Origin of the sequence: Amorphoplanes friuliensis DSM 7358 (genome assembly GCF_000494755.1) — a bacterium.
In the GTDB taxonomy this organism is placed as follows: domain Bacteria; phylum Actinomycetota; class Actinomycetes; order Mycobacteriales; family Micromonosporaceae; genus Actinoplanes; species Actinoplanes friuliensis.
Map to the genome: position 1 here is coordinate 9,154,754 of NC_022657.1, position 19,204 is coordinate 9,173,957.

Below are 19,204 nucleotides of genomic sequence, written 5' to 3' on the forward strand. Positions count from 1 at the left end.
CCACTGCGGCCGTCGCCCTGCCGGGCGGCGGCCGCAGTACCGATTCAAGGAGACCCATGTCCGGTACGGCAGAAGTGGTCGCGTTCTACGCCCAGTCCTGGATCAACTGCGACCCGGGTGCGGTCCGGCGGGTGATCGCCGGGGACGCGGAGATCGAGTGGAACCTGGACCAGGCGGTCGACGACGAGGAACTGGTGCAGACACTGCAGCGGATCGCGGCGTTCGCCGACTCCGTCACCATCGTCTCCACGACGTGCGCCGGCGACCGCGCGTCCCTCGTCTACGACTGCGAGGCCCCCTTCGGGACGGCCCGCATGGCCGAGTTCGTCACGGTCGCCGACGGAGCGGTCAGCGAGATCCGGCAGGTGTACGACGTAGTGGCTCTGCGCCGCTACTTCCCCGGCCTGCTGGACGAGGACTGACCTACTTCTCCACCATCGACTTCAGCGGGTTCGGGTTCACGTACGCCGGCACGTTCCACTTCTGCAGCTCGCCACCGTCGCACTTGGCCGTGATGACCTCGCTCCAGACGGTGTTGCTGTAGAGGTACGCCGGTCCGAGAGAACCGGCCGCCATCAGGCACAGCCCGTTCTGGTCGACGATCTGGTACGAGTCCTGGTACTTCGGCGCCTGGTCGTACAGCGTCCACTGCAGGGCGTTGCCGCCACCGGAGCAGGCCGACACCCAGACATATCCGCCGGCCGGGCCGGGGCTGTTCAGGCAGTACAGCTTGCCGGCGTACGTGCCGCTGCCCGGCACGGTGTAGATCTGCCCGGTGACCTTGTACTGCCCGATCGGGATGGTCGGCGCGGTCCACTTGTGGTTCCAGTAGACCGAGCTGGTGAAGGTCTGCTTGCACGGGTAGGTGATCAGCGCCGGGGCCAGCTTGCGGCTGGTGAACCAGGCGCCGGTGACGTCCTCGTTCGTGAGGTCGAGGCAGCGTCCGACCTCCTTGGAGTTGACCAGCTGGCCGGTGTTGATGCCGGCACTGCCGGCGCCGACGGCCGCGTCCGGCGAGAAGTTGTGCATCAGGTTGCCGGTCGACTTGCAGTTCGTCGTGGCGGTGCCGGAGTTCACCCGCACCACGATCGGGCTGTTGACCGCGGTCGTCTTGGCGTTCAGGCAGTAGCCGTTCGAGCTCGTGCCGTTGGTGGTGGCGTAGTAGGTCTGCTCGTTGACCTCGTAGCTCCACTGCTGGAGGGGCGACTTCGGCGTCACGCACTCCTGGAGCTTCACCGGAGCCTCGTTCGTGAACGTCGTGGCGGTGACACACAGCCCGTACGGGTAGGTCTTGGCGCCGGTGAGGACGCCGGTGATCGCGTTCGTGACCGACGGCGCGCGGGTGCCTTCGAGCACCAGCGACAGGTTCTTCGGGTAGATGAACTTGGTCCGCAGGTCGGAGCTGGTGCAGGCCACCGCCACGACCTCATCGCCGGGCTTCGGCGCCGCATTGCCGGCACCGAGGCAGAGCTTGGGGCCACCGTTGTTGTAGAGCTGGATGCGACCACCGGGAATGTTGTCCTCGGTGGTGTGGAAGGTGTACGTGGCGTAGAGCGTCCGGGACGCCGTGCCCGACGTGCCCTCGGCGCGCAGCAGGGCATAGAGCGGCACCTGGCTGAGCTTGCCGTTGACACAGCCGAGGGCGCTCTGGAGCGCGTCGGTGACACCGGTGGCCGCCGTGACCGTGTTGACCGTGGTGGTGACCGTGTTCAGCAGGTTGTTGACCGCGCTCGGGCCACCGGTGAGCAGACCGGTGATGTTGTTCAGGTCCCCGATCGGAGCCAGCTTGCTGACCAGGCCCGCCGGGTCGGTGAGGAAGTAGCCGACCGAGATCTTGTAGTCGGACTTGCCGCCGGAGGCGGCGTTCAGCACGGGCACGGTCGGAACGAGGCACTTCAGGTCGCCGGGCACGTTGCCGACCGCCTTGTAGACCGAGCGGATCTGCGCGAGACCCGCGTCGAGCCCGGCCTGAGCGGCGTTGACAGCAGCCACACGGTCGGCAGCGCGCTGGGTGTCCTTGAACTGCCCGATGGTTATACCGGACATGCCGGCGCTCAGCGTGACACCGACCAGCGTCACCAGCAGGGCCAGCGGCATCGAACCGGTGTCGTTACGACGGGAGTGCCTGTGACGCCGCCAGCGGGCGGCGAGAGTGCGTACGCCGGCGTGCATGTGGCCTCCTGGCCGTGGTCGGGACTCCTACGAACCCGCCAATCGACCAGGACACCGGTGACTTGAGCCAAATACGCCTCAGCGCACGGGCAGCGTGTTGTCCAGCAACTCGAAGAGCTTCTCCCAGTGGCGCTTCTCGCCCTCGGGTGAGTAGGCCGCCGTGTCGGACATGGTGAAGCCGTGCTCGGCGCCGGCGTAGACCTCGGACCGGAAGCGGACGTCCGCGGCGTCGAGGGCGGCCTCGAGACGGTCGATCTGGTCCTGCGGCATCGCGTGGTCGTGGTCGGCGTGGGCGAAATAGACCTCACCGGTGATCTTGCCGACCTGCAGGTGAGGGCTGTCCGGTTCCTCGGTCGCCATCCGCGCGCCGTGGAAGCTGGCCAGCGCCACGATCCGCTCCGGATAGGCCTCGATCGCCTTCAGCGCGTTCGTGCCACCCATGCAGTAACCGACGATCGCGACCTTCCCGCCCGCTTGGCCCTCCGCGGCGAGGAAGTCCAGGTAGCCCTTGGTGTCGCGCGTGATCGCGGCGGTGTCGACCAGCTGCATCATCGGCATCAGCTGACCGAAGATCTTGCCGCGCTCCTCGGCGTCACCGAGACCGGACAGGTCCGCCACCGGGGACCGGCTGCTGCGGTAGAAGAGGTTGGGCGCCAGCACGGCGTAACCCCGCTCGGCGATCCGATCGGCCATCTCGAAGAGACGCGGGCGCAGACCGAAGGCGTCCATGTAGAACAGCACCCCGGGGAACGGTCCGTCACCGTCCGGGCGCACGAAGTACGCGTCGGCGACCCCGTCCTCGGTCGGCACGTCCACCATCGTCTTGCGCATGTGCTGCCTCCATCTCGGTGACCTCTCCGAACCGTATCTCTCCTCACGGTCTGTGACGCGGTTACCCCGTCACCCTGTGGCGCTTGAGGGAAACTTAAGGATTTTCGCCTGCTTCTTTAAGCCGCCCGGGGACAGGATCAACGCCGTCGGCAACCCCTGCGAATCGGAGTAATACATGGCACGCACCCGTCTTCGCCTCTCCATCTATGTGGCAGCGGCGCTGGTCGCCGTGGGCGGAGGCGCCGTCGCGGCGGTCGCGGCGACAACACCGGCCACCAAGGCGGGTGGGCTGACCGCCACGTTCAGTAAGGACTCCGACTGGGGTTCCGGCTACCAGGCCCGCTACACGATCAAGAACACCGGCGGCGCGCCGGTCTCGGGCTGGCAACTCGCCTTCGGCCTGCCGGCCAGTGCGAAGCTCGGCAGCTTCTGGGACGCCGCGGTCACCACGGCCGGCGGTGTCTCGACCGCGAAGGACCGCGGGTACAACGCCACGATCGCCGCCGGGAGCAGCGCGGAGTTCGGATTCATCGTCGCGGGCAGCGGGTCACCCACCAGCTGCACGATCAACGGCGTGGTCTGCGGCGGCGGGTCTGCCCCGACCACCGCACCCATCTCCAAGCCGCCGACTGCACCGCCCACCACGGCGCCGACAACGCGGCCGCCGACCACTGCCCCGCCGACCACCACAGCTCCGCCCGCCCCTTCCGGGTCGGTGCTCGTCGCCCCGTACGTGGACATGGGTCTGCTCTCGAACGGCAGCACCACGCTGGCGCAGCTCGCGACCAGCGGCAACGTGAAGTCCTACACCCTGGCCTTCGTGACCAGCGCCGGCTGCAAGGCCAGCTGGTTCAACGCCTTCGACCCGCGCAGCAAGCAGTTCGGCGACCAGATCACGGCGCTGCGCGCGGCCGGCGGTGACGTGAAGGTGTCCTTCGGCGGCGCGACCGGCATCGAGCTGGCCCAGGCGTGCACCGACGTGAAGGCGCTCCAGGCCGAGTACCAGGCTGTCGTCTCGGCGTACAACCTGAAGTACATCGACCTGGACATCGAGGGTGCGGCCGTGGCCGACCCGACCACGATCGCCCGCCGCTCGACCGCGCTGGCCGCCCTGCAGAAGGCCAACCCCGGCCTGAAGATCTCACTGACCCTCCCGGTGCTGCCGGAAGGCCTCACGAACGACGGCCTGAACGTGGTCAAGTCGGCCAAGAACGCCGGTGTCGACCTCGACCTGGTCAACATCATGGCGATGGACTACGGCCGCTCGGCCCAGGACTACGGCGACCTGGCCATCCAGGCCGTCAAGTCGACCAAGGACCAGATCAGGGCGATCTACGGCAACAGCGACGCGGCCGCATTCAAGATGGTCGGCGTGACGCCGATGCTCGGCAAGAACGACGACAACGGCACCTTCAGCCAGAGCGACGCCCGCGACCTGGTCGCCTTCGCCAACTCCAACCACGTCGGCTTCGTCTCCTTCTGGGAGACCAACCGTGACCGCAACGCCTGCACCGGCGCGCTCTTCCAGTGCACGAACGTGGCTCAGGCCCCGTTCGAGTTCAGCAAGATCTTCGCCACCTTCAAGGGCTGACCGCCCCGTCCCCCCGGAGGATCCCCGAAATTCTCCGCACAACCGCGCGGCGTCGAGAGCCCCCACTCTCGGCGCCGCGCCCTTGTCCTCACCCGAAGCCGCGTCCCGCCTCGGCCAGCGCCCGATCCACCTGGGCGCTCAGCGACGCCTCGTTCGGTGCGTCGAGCCAGACGTGCATCGCCACCCGCATCGCCGCCATGAACGTCGCGGCCATCAAGCGTGCGCGTACCGGGGAGGGGTCGGTCTTGATCTCCCGGGCCGCGACCTCGGTCGCCAGCTCGCGCTCGAGCGCCGAGAAGGTGGAGACCTGCTGGGCGAGCAGGGCGGGCAGCGTGCGCACCAGGCGGGTCTGCGCCACCCATGCCGGGTCGAGCTCGCCGGCCTGTCGGTAATACTCCTGAGCCGCTCGGGTAAGCGCGGTCCATGGCGACTCATCGGCCGGTCGAGCGCGCACGAGGTCCAACAGCATGCCCATCCGCTGCTGGTCGCCGTGCAGCAGTGCCTCTTCCTTGCTGGCGAAGTAGTTGGAGAACGTCCGGCGCGAGACACCCACCTCGTCGGCGATCGCCTCGACCGTGATCCGGTCGGCGCCGTGCGTGATGGCGAGGCGTACGGCGGCCTCGTGCAGCGCTTGCCGGGTGGCGGCCTTCTTCCGTTCCCGGAGGCCCACCTCAGCTGTTGACGTGCTCATGCAACGAGCGTACTGATGGTGTGAGCCACTTCCCACTGAGCAAACTTGCGCATTGAGAAAGTTTGTCAGATAGTTGTATGCGGCAACCATTTTGGGAGGTGGAGCATGGTCGATGACGACGCCGGCAGCACGGCGCGTCAGGAGCTGATGGCGTGCATGCGCGAGATGCTCAAGGCCGTACGCCTGTTCAAGAGCGACCTGCCGGTCGAGCACACGACCGTGCCCGTCGGCGCCCTCGCGATGATCGACTCGGCCGGCGACTGCCACCTCAAGGACCTCGCGGCCCGCAGCGCGCTCGACCCGTCCACGGTCAGCCGCGCCGTCGCCACGCTGGTGAAATCCGGCCTGGTCGGTCGCTCCGCCGACCCCGCCGACGGCCGGGCCAGCGTCCTCGCCCTGACCCCCGAGGGCCGCCGGACCCTCGACGAGGTCAACGGCTGGATGGACGACCGCCTCGCCGACGCCCTGAAGGACTGGAGCCCGGAGGACATCGCCGTCTTCTCCGCGCTGATGCAGCGATTTGCCACAGACCTCATGACCCGCCACGACCAGACCCTGGAGGTCGCGCGATGAGCGCACCCACAACAACGCGCGCCGCACAGGGCGCGATGAGCCACCGCGAGATCCTGGAGGCCCTCAGCGGTCTCCTGCTCGTGCTGTTCGTCGCGATGTCCAGCGCCACCATCGTCTCCACCGCACTACCGAAGATCATCGGATCGCTGAACGGCAGCCAGACCCAGTACACCTGGGTCGTCACGGCCAGCCTCCTGACCGCGACCGCCACCACGCCGATCTGGGGCAAGCTCGCCGACCTGTACAGCAAGAAGCTGCTGGTCCAGCTGGCCATCGTGCTGTTCATCGTCGGCTCGATCGTCGCCGGCTTCTCCCAGAGCGCCGGCCAGCTCATCGCCGCCCGCGCGTTCCAGGGCATCGGCATGGGCGGCGTCCAGGCGCTGGTCCAGGTCGCGATCGCCGCGATGATCCCGCCCCGCGAACGCGGCCGCTACAACGGTTACCTCGGCGGCGTCCTCGCCCTGGCCACGGTCGGCGGCCCGCTCCTCGGCGGCGTCATCGTCGACACGTCCTGGCTCGGCTGGCGCTGGTGCTTCTTCATCGGAGCCCCGATCGCCGTGATCGCCCTGGTCGTCCTCCAGCGCACCCTCCACCTGGCGACCATCCGCCGCGACAACGTGAAGATCGACTACGCGGGCGCCTCCCTGATCGCGGCCGGCGTCAGCGTCCTGCTCATCTGGGTGTCGTTCGTGGACAGCTCCTTCGACTGGATCTCCTGGCAGACCGGTGTCATGGTCGGCGCCGGCGTGGTCCTCCTGGCCCTCGCGGTCTGGGTCGAATCCCGCGCCGCCGAACCCGTCGTCCCCCTGCAGATCATCCGCCAGCGGACCACGGCCCTGTCGATCCTGGCCAGCCTCGCCGTCGGCATGGCCATGTTCGGCGGCTCGGTCTTCCTCGGCCAGTACTTCCAGATCGGCCGCGGTTACAGCCCGACCGAAGCAGGCTTGCTGACCATCCCGCTGATGGCCGGCGTCCTCGTCTCCTCCACGATCTCCGGCCGCATGATCAGCAACTCCGGCAAGATCAAGCCCTACATCGTGACGGGCACGATCGTGCTGGTCGCCGGCTTCGCAGCCCTCTCGGTCATCGACCACGAAACCCCCCTCTGGTACGTGGGAGTGGGCATGGCCCTGGTCGGCATCGGCGTCGGCATGTCCATGCAGAACCTGGTCCTCGCCGTCCAGAACACCGTCGCCCTCAAGGACATCGGCGCAGCCAGCTCCACGGTCGCCTTCTTCCGCTCCCTCGGCGGCACGATCGGCGTCTCCGTCCTGGGCGCCGTCCTCGCCCACCGCGTGACCAACCAGATCACCACCGACCTGGCCGCCCAGGGCGTCCCGGCCGGCTCGGGCGGCGGCGACACCAGCAGCCTCAACCTCGCCGAACTCCCCGCCGCGGTCCAGCACATCGTCCGCGCGGCCTACGGCGACGCGACCGGTCATATCTTCCTGATCTCGGCGATCATCGCGGTGGTCGGTGTGATCGCGGCGCTGCTCTTCAAGCAGATCACCCTCCGCACCACGATCGACCTGGCCAAGGCCGCCGCCCCGGGCGCCAAGCGGGCCGACGCCCCCGCCGAAGCAGTCAGCAAGTAACCCACCACTCCACCCACCTCACCGAAGCGGCGCCCGGTCTTCCGGGCGCCGCTTTGCGCTTCACCCGTCGGCCTTCCGGAAGCTGCTCCCCACACCGGTGGGCGGGCGGCCAACCGATGCGGGCGGCCAACCGACGCGGGCGGGCAACCGCCGGGGATCGGTCAACCGCCGGGGTCGGACAACCGCCTGCGGGCGGACAACCGCCTGCGGGCGGACAACCGCCTGCGGGCGGACAACCGCCTGCGGGCGGACAAGCGCTGCGGGCGGACAAGCGCTGCGGGCGGACAAGCGCTGCGGGCGGACAAGCGCTGCGGGCGGACAAGCGCTGCGGGCGGACAAGCGCTGCGGGCGGACAAGCGCTATTCACCCGGCCCGAGCTCTTCGGTTCCGTCGCGCAGGGCGGATCCGGACCTGGCCGGGCGTCGCTGTCTTCGGCGTGGTCCCGGTCAGCGCGACGGCTGGTCGTAGAGCCCGAGCTCCGCCGCGTCGGGAGCCTCGAACAACGGCAGAAATTCTTCGATCATCGCCCTGGTCAACGGGACCGCCCCCGCGCCTCCGGCCTGATTCCGGGCCTCCACCCGCCGCCCCAGCTCGTCGAGCGGCACGTCCAGAAACCGCAACTCGACCGCGACACCGAGCTCCCGGGCGAAGAGGCGCTTCTCTTCACGCTCGGCGCGCCCCCAGAAGCCGTATTCGAGGATCACCGTCAGACCGCCGCGCAGCAGGTCCTGCGTGAGCTGCCAAAGTTTGCGTTCGAGGCGATCCCGGGCAGCAATGTCGAAGAGATCGATGCCCAGGTCGACGAGCCACTCGTCCGGACAGAACCGCACGGCACCGAGTTCAGCGGCAAGCTCCCGGGAGAGGGTCGTCTTCCCCGCCCCCGGCAGGCCGCACACCATGATCAGCCGACTGTCCGCCATGCCCGCAAACTACGCGCCCGGCCCCGCTCAATCCCGCTAGTTTCCGGCCGACCGCGCCCAGGCCCGCCAGGTTCGCCCAACCTCCCTGAAGTTGGGCCTACGCGCGATCGGGCTCGCCCAATCCCCGGCCGACCCGACCCGGGCCCACCAGTTCCCGGCCGAGGCCCGCCAGGTTCGCCCGATATCCCTGAAGTCGGGCCTACACGCGACCAGGATCGCCCAACTCCCGGCCGACCCCGCCCAAGCCCGCCAGGCTCGCCCAACATCGTTGAAGTCGGGCCTACACGCGAACGGGCTCGCCCAACTCCCGGCCGACCCCACCCAAGCCCACCAGGCTCGCCCAACATCGTTGAAGTCGGGCCTACACGCGACCACGCTCGCCCAACTCCCGGCCGACCCCACCCAGGCCCACCAATTCCCGGTCGCTCTCCCGTCCCCGGCGGTTCGACCCGCACACCGGGGCACAAGATGTGTGCGGCGCCACGTAACGAGCTCCCACCAGCCCACTTCGTCTGGAAAGACCCGCGTGCCCTCCCTGCTCACAAGCCGGGAGGGCACGCGCGGCCTGATCGTTTCAGGCAGCGACGGCGGCGTTTTCGACCTCGTCGATGGTCGGGCGGAGGCGCGGGGCGCCCAGGGCGATCGCGATGTTGGCCGCCGCGAAGATCGCCGCGATCAGCAGACCCCGTTCGAAGCCGCCGACCAGGGCATCCTGCGGTGCCGAGCCGCCGGTCAGCAGACCCTCCACGTGGGACGTGGCGAAGGTCGTGATGGCCGCTAGGCCGAGGGCGCCACCGACCTGGTAGCCGGCGTTGACCACGCCCGAAGCCGCGCCTGCCTGCTCGTGTTCGACGTCGGAGACAGCGGCGATGGACGCCGGGGTGCCGGTGGCGATGATGCCCATGCCGAAGAGGATCAGGCCGGGGAGGATCGTCAGGGCGTACGAGCCGGTGGCGTCGGCGCCGGAGAGCAGGAGGAGGCCGACGACACTGAGGGCGGCCCCACCGAATTGCACGGGCTTGGTGCCGAAGCGGGTCACCAGCTGTGCCGACACCACGGCGCTGGTGATTGCGGCGATGCCCATCGGGAGGAATTGGAGGCCGGTTTCGAGGGCGGTCAGACCGCGGACCTGCTGGAGGAAGATCGCGGTCAGGAAGAACATCGCCAGGAACGCGGCGCCGTTGAGGGCGAGAGCCAGGATCGACGTTGTCAGGCCCCGCGAGCGGAAGAGGCTGAGCGGCACCAGCGGCGCCGACGAGCGTGCTTCGACGCCGATGAAGGCGCCGAGCATGGCCAGGCCGCCGACCAGCAGCGCGATCACCTGCAGGGAGGCCCAGCCTTCGGGTTCGGCGCGGATGACGCCGAGCACGATCGCCAGCAGGCCGGCGGTGCTGAGGAGGGCACCCGCGACGTCGAAGGTGCGCGTACCCGTGGAAGTGATCTTGGATTCGCGGACGAAGAGCGGGACGATCACGGCGAGGGCGACGGCGATCGGGACGTTGACCAGGAAGACCCAGCGCCAGCTCAGGGAGTCGACGAGCAGGCCGCCGGCGATGACGCCGAGGGTGCCGCCGAGGCCGGCGAGGCCACCCCAGACGCCCATCGCGATGTTGCGTTCGCGGCCCTTGGCGTAGGTCACCGTGAGGATCGCGAACGCGGCCGGCGACAGCAGCGCGCCGCCGAGGCCCTGCACCGCGCGCATGATGACGAGCTGCTCGGGGTTCTGCGCGAGGCCCGCGATCAGCGAGGTCACCCCGAAGACCAGCAGGCCGATGATGAAGAGCCGGCGGCGGCCGAGGAGGTCGGCGGCCCGGCCGCCCAGGAGCAGAAAACCACCGAAGAGCAGCGTGTACGCGCTGACGACCCATTGCAGGCCGGACGCGGAGAAGCCGAGGTCCTGCTGGATGTCGGGCAGCGCCACGTTCACGATCGTCACGTCGAGCACGACCATGAACTGCGCCAGCGCCAGCACCGCCAGGGTCGACCAGGGGTTGCGTTGCACCGGTTCCACCTCCACGCACGCGCCGCCCTGTGCGGCGTACATGTACACCGTAGATGTACGACGTATAGGAGCGGCAGATGGTGTGACGAAGAACGCGGAAGGTCAGTCGCGGCTGATGCCGCGCACGCCCTGGACGAGCAGATCCAGATTCAGGCCGAAGTAGCCGTCCTGCTCCCGGCACGTGACGAGGGCCGGCGCGGACGCGATGACGTTCGGGTACCGCTCCGGCGACAGCGCCTCGAGCCGGGCCCGCTTGTCCCGGACCGCCTGACCCGGCTCGTCGTCGGCCCGCGGGAACGGCGACGGGTCGGACGCGACGAGCGTGATGACCGCGCACATGAGGAAGGTGCCGACCTCCGCCGCCTTGACGGCCGAGAAGCCGGCCTGCCGCAACAGGCCGAGCACCCGCTCGGCCATCTGCAGACCGCTCTCGGCCGCGAGGATCTGGCGCATGGCCAGGGCGGCGATGGCGGGATGCGGGCGGATCGCCTCGAGGAACCGCTCGAGGATGAGGCGCAACTGCACGTCCCAGGCGGCGCCGTCACCGGGCTCGGGCAGCTCCACTCCGGCGATCAGATGCTCGGCCAGCCCGTCGAGCAGGCTGTCCTTGTCGTTGAAGTGCCAGTACATCGCCATCGGCGTGACACCGTGCTGCTGCGCGAGCCGGCGGATGGTCACGGCCTCGAGCCCCTCGGCGTCGGCCAGGTCGATCGCGCTCGCCACGATCGACTCCCGGCTCAGCCGCGTCCGGGTCGTGTCGCTCCGCTTGGGCATCCACCAACTGTACGACGTACACCCGGTGCGACCCCCGGTGGCGGCGAGGTGGATCACGTCCGTCACGCTGGGATCAACTGGTCACACACGGCTAGCCTTTGGGAACGCAGCGCAGTTTTGCGATTTTTCTTCAACTCGGCGCCGCACTGCCGATCATTTGCCACGACGACGAAAGGGTGCCCGGTGAAGCGAAGCATGAACGATGCCGAACGGCTGTCGGCCGCCCTCACGGAGATCGAGGATCAGTACCTCTGGGACGCCGACTCCGCTCTCGACCAGTCGATCGCGATCGAGGAGCAGGCGCTCGTGCTCGGCGACGAACGCCTGGTGACACGCGCGCGGCTGTGCCAGGCCAACATGCTGATGCGCAAGGGTGAGGTCGCCGCGGCCGCCCGCCGCATCTGGAAGATCCACCAGTGGGCCACCGACCACACCGACAACATCGTCCTGGCGCGTACGCACCTCGTCTGGGCCAACATCCACCGGCACCTGGGCGACGCATCCCAGTCGCTCGAGCACTCGGTGCTCGCCGTCGAACTGCTCGACGACGCCGCGACCCCGCACATGCACGTCTGGCACCGGGCCAAGCTCGCCGACGCCCTCGGCGCCGCCGGGTCGATGGACGCCGCCCGCCTCCGGTACGCCCAGGCCGAAGAGCTCGCCGCCGAACTCGGCCTGCCCCGCCTGCTCATGGGCATGCTCAACAACTACGCCTACACCGAGTACGCCGCCGGCGAGAACGGCCGCGCCCAGGCGGTCGCCCGACGACTCCAGCAGGTGGCCGAGCGTCACGGCTTCGAGCTCGACCCCGCGGTACTCGACACCATCGGCGCCATCGAGATCGAGAACGGCAACTACCTCGCGGCCGAGCGCACACTGCGCGAGGCGGTCCGGCGCCACCACCGTGGTGACTACGAGGACGCCGACGCGCTGGCGGAGTTCATGCTGACGCTCGCCCGGGCCCAGCGCTTCCTGCGGGCAACCGACCGTGCCCAGGTCAGCCTGGACGCGTCCCGCACGCTCTGTGTCGAGCGCGGGCTCGGCGACGTTCTCGTCCGCGTCCACCAGGAGCAGTCGGAGCTGCACGCGGCCCGGGGCGAGTTCGCCGAGGCTTTCGCCGTACACAAGATCTTTTTTGCCGCTCACCATGCGCTGCACTCGTCGCAACGGGAGGCACAGGCCCGCACCCGGCAGGCGATGTTCGAGACGACCGAGGCCCGGCAGGAGGCCGCGCGCTTCCGCGAGCAGGCCCGCCGCGATCCGCTGACCGGCCTGCGCAACCGGCGCTACCTCGACGAACAGCTGCCCGACCTGGTCGAAGCCGGCGAAGAGCTGACCGTGGCGATCGTCGACCTGGACCACTTCAAGCGGATCAACGACCAGCTGTCCCACGACATCGGCGACCAGGTCCTGGTCCTGGTAGCAAAGCTGCTCGAGACCGAGCTGGCGGCCGTCTCACCCGACGGGTTCGTCGCCCGGATGGGTGGCGAGGAGTTCCTGATGGTGCTCCCCGGCATGGACGTGCACGAGGCGACAACGCAGCTCGACAGCATCCGCCGCGCGGTCTCCACCTACGCCTGGGACGAGTTGACCCGCGGCCTCCCCGTGACGGTGAGCATCGGTGTGGCCGGCCTCCACGAAAACCCCAACGTCAGCCAGGCCGGACTGCTGTCCACAGCCGACCGCAACCTGTACGTGGCCAAGCACGCCGGACGCGACCGGGTCATCTCGGGCGCACCCCGCGACGCCCGCCACCGGTCCTACCGCGACGGTGCGTCCGCAGCCTGACACCGGCCGCACCGGGTGAACTCGATCGAGCGACAGCTCGTCTTCTGCCGCTAGGCTGACCCCCAAGATTTCCGGTACGGCCAGGGGTGGCCCGAATCAGGAGGCGGTCGTGACGCAGGAGAGTGCGGAGGTAGCACCGCCCGGAGTCAACATCAACGTGCCGCACTCGGCCCGCATCTACGACTACTGGCTCGGCGGCAAGGACAACTTCGCCGTCGACCGCGCGGTCGGTGAAGCGATGATGAAGGCCATCCCCGCCATGCGCTACATGGCCGGCGAAAACCGCAAGTTCGTCCACCGCGCCGCCCGCGACCTCGTCGCCAAGGAAGGCATCCGCCAGTTCCTGGACATCGGCACCGGCATCCCCACCCGGCCGAACCTCCACGAGATCGCCCAGAAGCTCGCCCCCGAAACCCGCGTCGTCTACGTCGACAACGACCCGATCGTCCTGGTGCACGCCCGCGCCCTGATGATCAGCACCGACGAGGGCCGCAGCGAGTACATCTCCGCGGACATCCGCAAGCCTCAGTCGATCCTGACCGAGCAGGTCCTGACGGAAACGCTGGACCTGACCGAACCCGTCGGCCTGACCCTCATCGCCATTCTGATGCTCCTCGCGGACGCCGACGACCCGTGGTCCCTGGTCGCCCAGCTCCGCGACGCCATGCCCTCCGGCAGCATCCTCGGCATCACTCACCCGACCGCCGACTTCAACCCCGAAGCAGTCGGCGAGGCCGTGTCCGCCGCAACCAGCGCAGGGATGACTTTGGTCGCCCGCACCCGCGAAGAGGTCGAACGCTTCTTCGGCGATTGGGAAATGCTCGAGCCCGGCCTGGTCCCGGTCTCCGCCTGGCGCCCCGACGAACCCGTCGAAAACCCGGAAGCGGCTTACTACTGGGCCGGCGTAGCCCGCAAACCCTGACCGGCCCGCTACGCCGCTGGTCTTGCAGCGCCCGCTGCCCGGCAGATTCTGTCCAGGTCCAGCCATCACCCGCCGGCGCCCGGCGTCGCCGTGGGCCCGCACAGGGTTGGGCAAGCCAGTGCCGATCACGGCAGCTCGAGGCTGCGCGGGTGGGAGCGTTAGCGAGGGGTTTGGGGTAGCCGGGTCATGCAATCCGCCGGCAGGGGAGCGGAGCGAACCGGTCCCCGCGGGAGCGACGATCCGAACTACGACGGACCGTGGCAATCCAGAATTTGACCTTTGGGCTTCAGGAGATGGCTCGCTGAAGCTCGCCCCTAACCGGCCGAGCGATCCGGCACGGGGGAACCGGACCGCCCGGCCGGAGTCGGGCGGCGCGCTTGATGCGCGCTGCGGAGCGACGCCCTGGTGCCGGCGTCGCTCCTGGGTGTGAAGTTTTAGGGGCGCAGGCGCGGACGTTTTCGCGTCGGCGGGTGGGGTAGGCGGCGGGCTCGGACGAGGACCTGGCGACGGCTGCCTTCGCGGCCGGTGGGGTCGATCACGGTGCCTTCGACTTCGAGCCAGGTGTCGCCTTCGTAGGGGATCGGTTTGGTCCATTCGACGCGGTCGACGCGGAGAGTGAGCGGGCCGATGCCGTAGCAGTAGTCCGTTTCGGCGAAGACGTGGGCCGGCCAGCGGGGGACGGCCAGTTGGATGCGTCCACTGCGGATGATCGGCGCGGCCAGCGACCAGGTTCTGGTGGCGCCGGCGCGGCGGCGGCGGGCGCAGTGGACGTGTTCAGTGACTCGCGTCGGGATCACCGCCGTCGTTTGGGTCCTGCTCCGCCTGGGGAAGGTTGTCGGAACGGGTCAATGCGTAGCGGACCCCACCGAATCGGTGGGACACGGTGGTGGCTCGGGTCGAGGCGGCTGCCATGCCTCCGGTGAGCGGCTCGTCGCGGTAGACGAGGGCCGGGTTGCCGCGTTCGGCCGACTCGGGTTGGTGCGGGCCGGCGTTGGGGACCGTCATGCTTTTTCCTCCCGCTCGGACGCCCCCGCCAGGGAGCCTCGCGTCGAGGGCTGACGGGGCCGTTCCGCGACCGACCCGTCACTCAAAGATGTCACCCTCCGTGACCCACTTTCAGTGGGGCTCGTGCGTTATCATGCTCACAATCATGTGAGAACGCAAGGCCAAATGCACGTGCATTTGCACAGCAGGTAGTCGGCGTGACACACATCGCCGGTCCTCGTGACCGGTCAAACTGCTAGGGAGCCAAGTAATGACGCGCATTGTTAACGGCATGCCCGCCGGGCAGCTCGAGGGTGTGACCTGGCAGAAGAGTGGCCGGAGCAACCCCAGCGGCAACTGCGTCGAGTGCGCCGCACTCCCGGACGGCAGCGTCGCCATGCGGAACTCACGCGACCCGGAGGGAGCGGCGCTCATCTACACGCCCGCGGAGATCGAAGCGTTCCTCGGCGGCGTGCGTGACGGAGACTTCGACAACCTGCTCGGCTGAGTCACTCTTCGGGGTGACTCACCCAAAGTAATGACGCGGCGACCTGACGGTCAGCCGAGCCGGCCGACCTCATGCAGCAGTTTGCCCAGGATCTCCTGGGTGTGGTTCGGCGGCTCGGCGTCGATGCACACGCGTTCCATCGCGATCGCGTAGTGGTCGACGTCGTCGCGCTTCTCCAGATAGATGGCGCTCGTGAGCTGCTCGACGTAGACCACGTCGGGCAGCTCCGGCTCCGGGAAACGCAGGATCGCGAACGGGCCGCCCGCCGCGGCGTGGCCACCGGCGTTGAACGGGATGATCTGGAGCCGGACGTTGGGCTTCTTGGCCGCCTCGATCAGCGCTTCGATCTGCGCGCGCATGACCTCGGGGCCGCCGATGGGCCGGCGGAGCACCGCCTCGTCGATGACCGCCCACAGCTGCGGCGGCTCGATGCGGTCGAGGATCTGCTGGCGCTGGCGGCGGAGCTCCACCCGGCGGTCGATCTCGTCGGCGTTGGCGCCGGCGTGACCGCGCAGGATGACTGCCCTCGCATATTCCGGCGTCTGCAGCAGACCGGGCACAAACTGGATCTCGTACGTGCGGATCAGCGAAGCCGCGGCCTCGAGCCCCAGATAGGACTGGAACCACGGCGGCAGGATGTCTCCATAGTGGTGCCACCAGCCGGGGTTGTTCGCCTGCCGGGCCAGCCCGAGCAGTGCGTCCCGCTCGGCGGCATCCTTGACGCCGTACATGCTGAGCAGGTCGGCGACGTCCCGCTCCTTGAAGCTGACGCGCCCCAACTCCATGCGGCTGATCTTCGAACCCGACGCGCGGATCTCGTAGCCCGCGTCTTCCCGGCTGATGCCCTTGCCCTCGCGCAGCCGCCTCAGCTGGGCACCGAGCAGGATGCGCAGCACGGTGGGGCCGCTGTTCGGCGACTCCTCCTGCGAACCTGCGCTCACCTTGCTCCTATCGGTTGTCGCCCGGGATGCAAGTTGCAGCCCCTTCGCCCCAGAGCATCCTAAGGGGGAGATCGCTCGGGGGAAAACCGATCGATCGGCCACCTCCGCGCCTCGCACGTGGCAGATGCACGTGCAGACGGCCTTGCGGACGCACTTGATCCCGAGCATGATATCTGACAGGCGGTTACTTGGCTGCTGACACAGCGTGCTGAAAGTTTGACCAACTCGCGAGTCACGCCGAGGACCGAGTCCGGGAACCAGGAGGCTCTCGATGTCGACCCCGTCCATCGCCCCACCGCAACGAGATCCGGCGGATGTCGCGCCGGCTGACAGCTATCACAAGGCCGACCCCGTCTGGGTCTACCGCGACGGCTGGCGGGCGGGCGTGATCGAAGCATCCTCACCCCGCGCTGTCACGGTCACCTACCGGCCCGGTTCGCACCGCGGCACCGGCGTCGACACGTTCACGGCCTCCTACGTGACGTCCCGCGCCGACAAGGACCCCACTTTGGACCAGAGCGCCGACAAGCTGGCGGTTCGCCGCCCGCGCCTCGGCGGCGACGGGGCGTATGCCATGGGTGGACCCGCCTCGTGACCGGAGCCGTGGCGCTCGCCGCCCTCATCGGACTGGCCAGCCTGCTCGCCGGCGTGGCCCTGGGGTGGTATCTCCGACGCACCAACGACTGGTGCTCGCACTGCGGCGACCAGCTGAGCTGCGAAGGATGCGGCAGCAAGGCGGCCTGGCCGAAGACGCGCGAGACCGAGTCGCTGGCCGGTTAGAGCGCGGCTGTCACCTCAACTTCGAGCACTGCCCCGGGCAGGAAGAGCCGGCTCACCTCGACCGTGGTGCTGGCCGGCGGCTGACCGGTGAAGATCTTTCCGCGTACGGCGGCGTATTGCGGCAGGTCGTCGAGATTCGTCATGAAGGTCCGCACGTGAAGCACGTCGCTGAAGCCGGCACCGTGCGCGGCCAGCACTCCCCCGATGATGGCGAAGATCCGTTCCGCCTGCGCACCGGCCTCTCCGGGTGCCACGACCGCACCGGCGTCGTCCACGGCGACCTGACCGGACAGGACGAGCAGCGATCCGCCGCCGAAGTCCAGCCGTGCTACGTGTGCGAAGCGGTCCCCGAACGGCGCCGGCGGCGGACTGTCAAGAGTGACTCTCACGCTCCGACCACCGTCCCCAGATCGGCTGATTGATCCGGTGCCGCCCGCAGAACAGCCGCGGCGGCCTCGACAAAGGGTGACGAGACGAGGCCGAGAGCCAGGTCGAGATCCTTGACGGCGAGCGAGATCGGGAACGCGGCGTCCGGTTGCTGGGCTCGTCGGACCGCACCCCCAAGTGCACCATGAGCAAGGACGGACAAGGCTGTGTCGATGTCCACATTGGCCGCTCGGGCCACAGCCACCGTTTCAGCGAGCGCAGCCAGGCCCGTGCCCAGTGCGGTGTTCGCCACAAGCTTGAGTGCCGCACCGCTGCCGAGCGGGCCGCAGTCGTGCACTTCACCGAGCGCTTCGAGCACCGGCCGGGCGTGATCGACCGCTCCGCCGGCCAGAATGTTCAGCTGCCCGGCCTCGGCGGCGCCAACACTGCCGAGCACCGGGGCGTCGACCAGGTCCACGCCCTCGGGCACCCGCAGCTCGCGTACGGCCTCCGGCCCGATGGTCGACATCTCCACGAGCACGGTGCCGGGCCGGAGAGACGTCGCTGCCACGACGTCGCGGACAGCGGCCGCGTCCGTCAGCATGGTGATGACCACGTCGGCGTCCACGTCAGCCGGCGCCGAGGCCGCCTTCGCACCTGCGGCCACCAGCGGTTTCATCCTTTCCTCGGTACGGTTCCAGACGGTCACTTCGTGCCCGCGGCTGAGCAGTCGACGGGTGATGGCGGCGCCCATGCGCCCCGTCCCGAGTACAGCGATCTGTGTCATGACTCCCACGCTATTGAGCCCCCAGCCATGCCACCAGCGAATGTTCGGCATGCAAGCGATGCGCAACTAGCATGAGTGGATGCAGATCCAGGGGTTCGAGGTTTTTGTGGCGGTGGCCCAGCGACGCTCGTTCACGGCTGCTGCCCGCGCGCTCGGCTACACGCAGTCGGCCGTCTCCCGCCAGATCGCCGCCCTGGAGAAGGACCTGGACGCCGACCTCTTCGACCGGCTCGCCCGCGGCGTCGAACTCACCGAGCAGGGCCGGTCGCTGCTGCCCCACGCCACCGCGATGCTCGCCCGGCTGACCACGGCACAGCACGACCTCGACGCGTTACGCGAGGTCGGCGGGGGACGACTGCGGGTCGGTGCGTTCCCGACTGCGGTTGCCGCGCTCGTACCGCGGGCGCTCGCTGCTTTTCGGACGGCGTACCCGAAGGCGAACTTGTCTCTGGTCGAAGGCCTGACACCCGGGCTGCTGGACCGGCTCGCGGCGGGTGACGCCGACCTGGCCGTGGTGAGCGCGCCGCCGGACCGGCCGCTCGACGCCACCCGGTTCGATCTGCACCACCTGCTCGACGAACGCCTGCTGGTCGCGGTCCCGTCCGACCATCGGCTGGCCGGGCGACGCACGGTTCGGCTGGCCGAACTGGCGGACGACTCGTTCATCGCCGGCTCGGCCACCGCCGAGGAAACGCTGCTGCGGGCCGCCCTGCCCGGCGGCTTCCGCCCGAAGATCGACATCGTGGCGGCCGAGTGGACCGGCAAGCTGGGCTGCGTCGCGGCGGGCCTCGGCGTCGCCCTGGTGCCCGCCCTGGCGGTCCGCGCCACACCGGCCGACCTGGTCCTGCTCCGCCTGCACCCCGACGACGCCTCGGTGCGCCAGGTCTTCGCAGCCACCGCCCGCCGGCCCGCACCGAACGTCATCCACATGCTCGAGCTGTTACGTGAAGCTGCCTTGATCTTGTAAGGCAGTATGGGT

Annotated in this window: 21 protein-coding genes; 10 read left to right on the top strand and 11 right to left on the bottom strand. The window is 69.1% G+C overall.

The window, feature by feature from the left end; all coding sequences use genetic code 11:
- The first annotated feature begins 56 nt into the window (after positions 1-56).
- Positions 57-422, top strand: coding sequence for a hypothetical protein (locus AFR_RS42215; protein ID WP_023562985.1), 366 nt, complete (start codon positions 57-59; stop codon positions 420-422).
- Position 423: 1 nt separating this feature from the next.
- Here the strand turns inward: AFR_RS42215 and AFR_RS42220 are convergent, their stop codons facing one another.
- A complete protein-coding gene (locus AFR_RS42220) occupies positions 424-2,172 on the bottom strand; it encodes a DNA-directed RNA polymerase subunit beta family protein (protein WP_023562986.1) in 1,749 nt (582 codons plus the stop codon).
- 78 nt (positions 2,173-2,250) lie between these two features.
- On the bottom strand, positions 2,251-3,003 hold the full coding sequence (locus AFR_RS42225; RefSeq protein WP_023562987.1) for a dienelactone hydrolase family protein: 753 nt from the start codon (positions 3,001-3,003) through the stop codon (positions 2,251-2,253).
- A 175-nt stretch (positions 3,004-3,178) separates the two neighbouring features.
- On the opposite strand from AFR_RS42225, the gene AFR_RS42230 reads away from it, so the two are divergent.
- The gene (locus AFR_RS42230) at positions 3,179-4,594 is read left to right on the top strand and encodes a cellulose binding domain-containing protein (RefSeq protein WP_023562988.1); all 1,416 of its coding nucleotides are present in this window, start codon (positions 3,179-3,181) and stop codon (positions 4,592-4,594) included.
- Positions 4,595-4,682: 88 nt separating this feature from the next.
- Here the strand turns inward: AFR_RS42230 and AFR_RS42235 are convergent, their stop codons facing one another.
- Positions 4,683-5,285 (bottom strand): TetR/AcrR family transcriptional regulator, encoded by a 603-nt coding sequence (locus AFR_RS42235; protein ID WP_041841579.1) that lies wholly within the window; start codon positions 5,283-5,285, stop codon positions 4,683-4,685.
- Between the two features lie 105 nt (positions 5,286-5,390).
- Here AFR_RS42235 and AFR_RS42240 point away from each other — a divergent pair, with 105 nt between their 5' ends.
- Together AFR_RS42240 and AFR_RS42245 are read left to right on the top strand one after the other, a co-directional pair.
- A complete protein-coding gene (locus tag AFR_RS42240) occupies positions 5,391-5,858 on the top strand; it encodes a MarR family winged helix-turn-helix transcriptional regulator (RefSeq protein WP_023562990.1) in 468 nt (155 codons plus the stop codon).
- Positions 5,855-7,453: an MDR family MFS transporter gene (locus tag AFR_RS42245; RefSeq protein ID WP_041841580.1), complete on the top strand. Its 1,599-nt coding sequence runs from the start codon at positions 5,855-5,857 to the stop codon at positions 7,451-7,453. The genes AFR_RS42240 and AFR_RS42245 overlap by 4 nt, the downstream gene beginning before the upstream one ends.
- A gap of 446 nt (positions 7,454-7,899) precedes the next feature.
- Here AFR_RS42245 and AFR_RS42250 read toward each other — a convergent pair whose 3' ends face one another.
- The 3 genes from AFR_RS42250 to AFR_RS42260 all read right to left on the bottom strand — a co-directional run bounded on the left by AFR_RS42250 (position 7,900) and on the right by AFR_RS42260 (position 11,149).
- Positions 7,900-8,373 (bottom strand): P-loop nucleotide/nucleoside kinase family protein, encoded by a 474-nt coding sequence (locus tag AFR_RS42250; RefSeq protein WP_023562992.1) that lies wholly within the window; start codon positions 8,371-8,373, stop codon positions 7,900-7,902.
- Positions 8,374-8,947: 574 nt separating this feature from the next.
- On the bottom strand, positions 8,948-10,375 hold the full coding sequence (locus tag AFR_RS42255) for a DHA2 family efflux MFS transporter permease subunit (RefSeq protein WP_238547210.1): 1,428 nt from the start codon (positions 10,373-10,375) through the stop codon (positions 8,948-8,950).
- Positions 10,376-10,477: 102 nt separating this feature from the next.
- Positions 10,478-11,149, bottom strand: coding sequence for a TetR/AcrR family transcriptional regulator (locus tag AFR_RS42260; RefSeq protein ID WP_041843424.1), 672 nt, complete (start codon positions 11,147-11,149; stop codon positions 10,478-10,480).
- 195 nt (positions 11,150-11,344) lie between these two features.
- Between AFR_RS42260 and AFR_RS42265 the strand changes: the two genes are divergently transcribed.
- The gene (locus AFR_RS42265) at positions 11,345-12,937 is read left to right on the top strand and encodes a GGDEF domain-containing protein (protein WP_023562995.1); all 1,593 of its coding nucleotides are present in this window, start codon (positions 11,345-11,347) and stop codon (positions 12,935-12,937) included.
- A 109-nt stretch (positions 12,938-13,046) separates the two neighbouring features.
- Positions 13,047-13,859: an SAM-dependent methyltransferase gene (locus AFR_RS42270; RefSeq protein WP_023562996.1), complete on the top strand. Its 813-nt coding sequence runs from the start codon at positions 13,047-13,049 to the stop codon at positions 13,857-13,859.
- Between the two features lie 434 nt (positions 13,860-14,293).
- Here AFR_RS42270 and AFR_RS42275 read toward each other — a convergent pair whose 3' ends face one another.
- The gene (locus tag AFR_RS42275; protein ID WP_023562997.1) at positions 14,294-14,656 is read right to left on the bottom strand and encodes a hypothetical protein; all 363 of its coding nucleotides are present in this window, start codon (positions 14,654-14,656) and stop codon (positions 14,294-14,296) included.
- Positions 14,634-14,864, bottom strand: coding sequence for a hypothetical protein (locus AFR_RS42280; protein ID WP_023562998.1), 231 nt, complete (start codon positions 14,862-14,864; stop codon positions 14,634-14,636). Before AFR_RS42280 ends, AFR_RS42275 begins: the two co-directional genes overlap by 23 nt.
- A 250-nt stretch (positions 14,865-15,114) precedes the next feature.
- On the opposite strand from AFR_RS42280, the gene AFR_RS42285 reads away from it, so the two are divergent.
- Positions 15,115-15,351 (top strand): DUF397 domain-containing protein, encoded by a 237-nt coding sequence (locus AFR_RS42285; protein WP_023562999.1) that lies wholly within the window; start codon positions 15,115-15,117, stop codon positions 15,349-15,351.
- Positions 15,352-15,401: 50 nt separating this feature from the next.
- On the opposite strand, the gene AFR_RS42290 is transcribed toward AFR_RS42285, so the two are convergent.
- Complete coding sequence (locus tag AFR_RS42290) at positions 15,402-16,292, bottom strand: Sco1979 family transcriptional regulator (RefSeq protein ID WP_023563000.1); 891 nt, start codon at positions 16,290-16,292, stop codon at positions 15,402-15,404.
- A gap of 271 nt (positions 16,293-16,563) precedes the next feature.
- Here AFR_RS42290 and AFR_RS42295 point away from each other — a divergent pair, with 271 nt between their 5' ends.
- Positions 16,564-16,887 (top strand): hypothetical protein, encoded by a 324-nt coding sequence (locus AFR_RS42295; protein WP_023563001.1) that lies wholly within the window; start codon positions 16,564-16,566, stop codon positions 16,885-16,887.
- Positions 16,884-17,072, top strand: coding sequence for a hypothetical protein (locus tag AFR_RS42300; protein ID WP_023563002.1), 189 nt, complete (start codon positions 16,884-16,886; stop codon positions 17,070-17,072). The genes AFR_RS42295 and AFR_RS42300 overlap by 4 nt, the downstream gene beginning before the upstream one ends.
- Here the strand turns inward: AFR_RS42300 and AFR_RS42305 are convergent.
- Positions 17,069-17,461, bottom strand: coding sequence for a RidA family protein (locus tag AFR_RS42305; protein WP_023563003.1), 393 nt, complete (start codon positions 17,459-17,461; stop codon positions 17,069-17,071). The genes AFR_RS42300 and AFR_RS42305 overlap by 4 nt on opposite strands.
- Entirely contained in the window at positions 17,458-18,225 is a 768-nt protein-coding gene (locus tag AFR_RS42310; RefSeq protein ID WP_041843427.1) for an NAD(P)-dependent oxidoreductase, read from the bottom strand. Before AFR_RS42310 ends, AFR_RS42305 begins: the two co-directional genes overlap by 4 nt.
- A 79-nt stretch (positions 18,226-18,304) precedes the next feature.
- Here AFR_RS42310 and AFR_RS42315 point away from each other — a divergent pair, with 79 nt between their 5' ends.
- Entirely contained in the window at positions 18,305-19,192 is an 888-nt protein-coding gene (locus AFR_RS42315; RefSeq protein WP_023563005.1) for a LysR family transcriptional regulator, read from the top strand.
- Positions 19,193-19,204 lie beyond the last annotated feature (12 nt).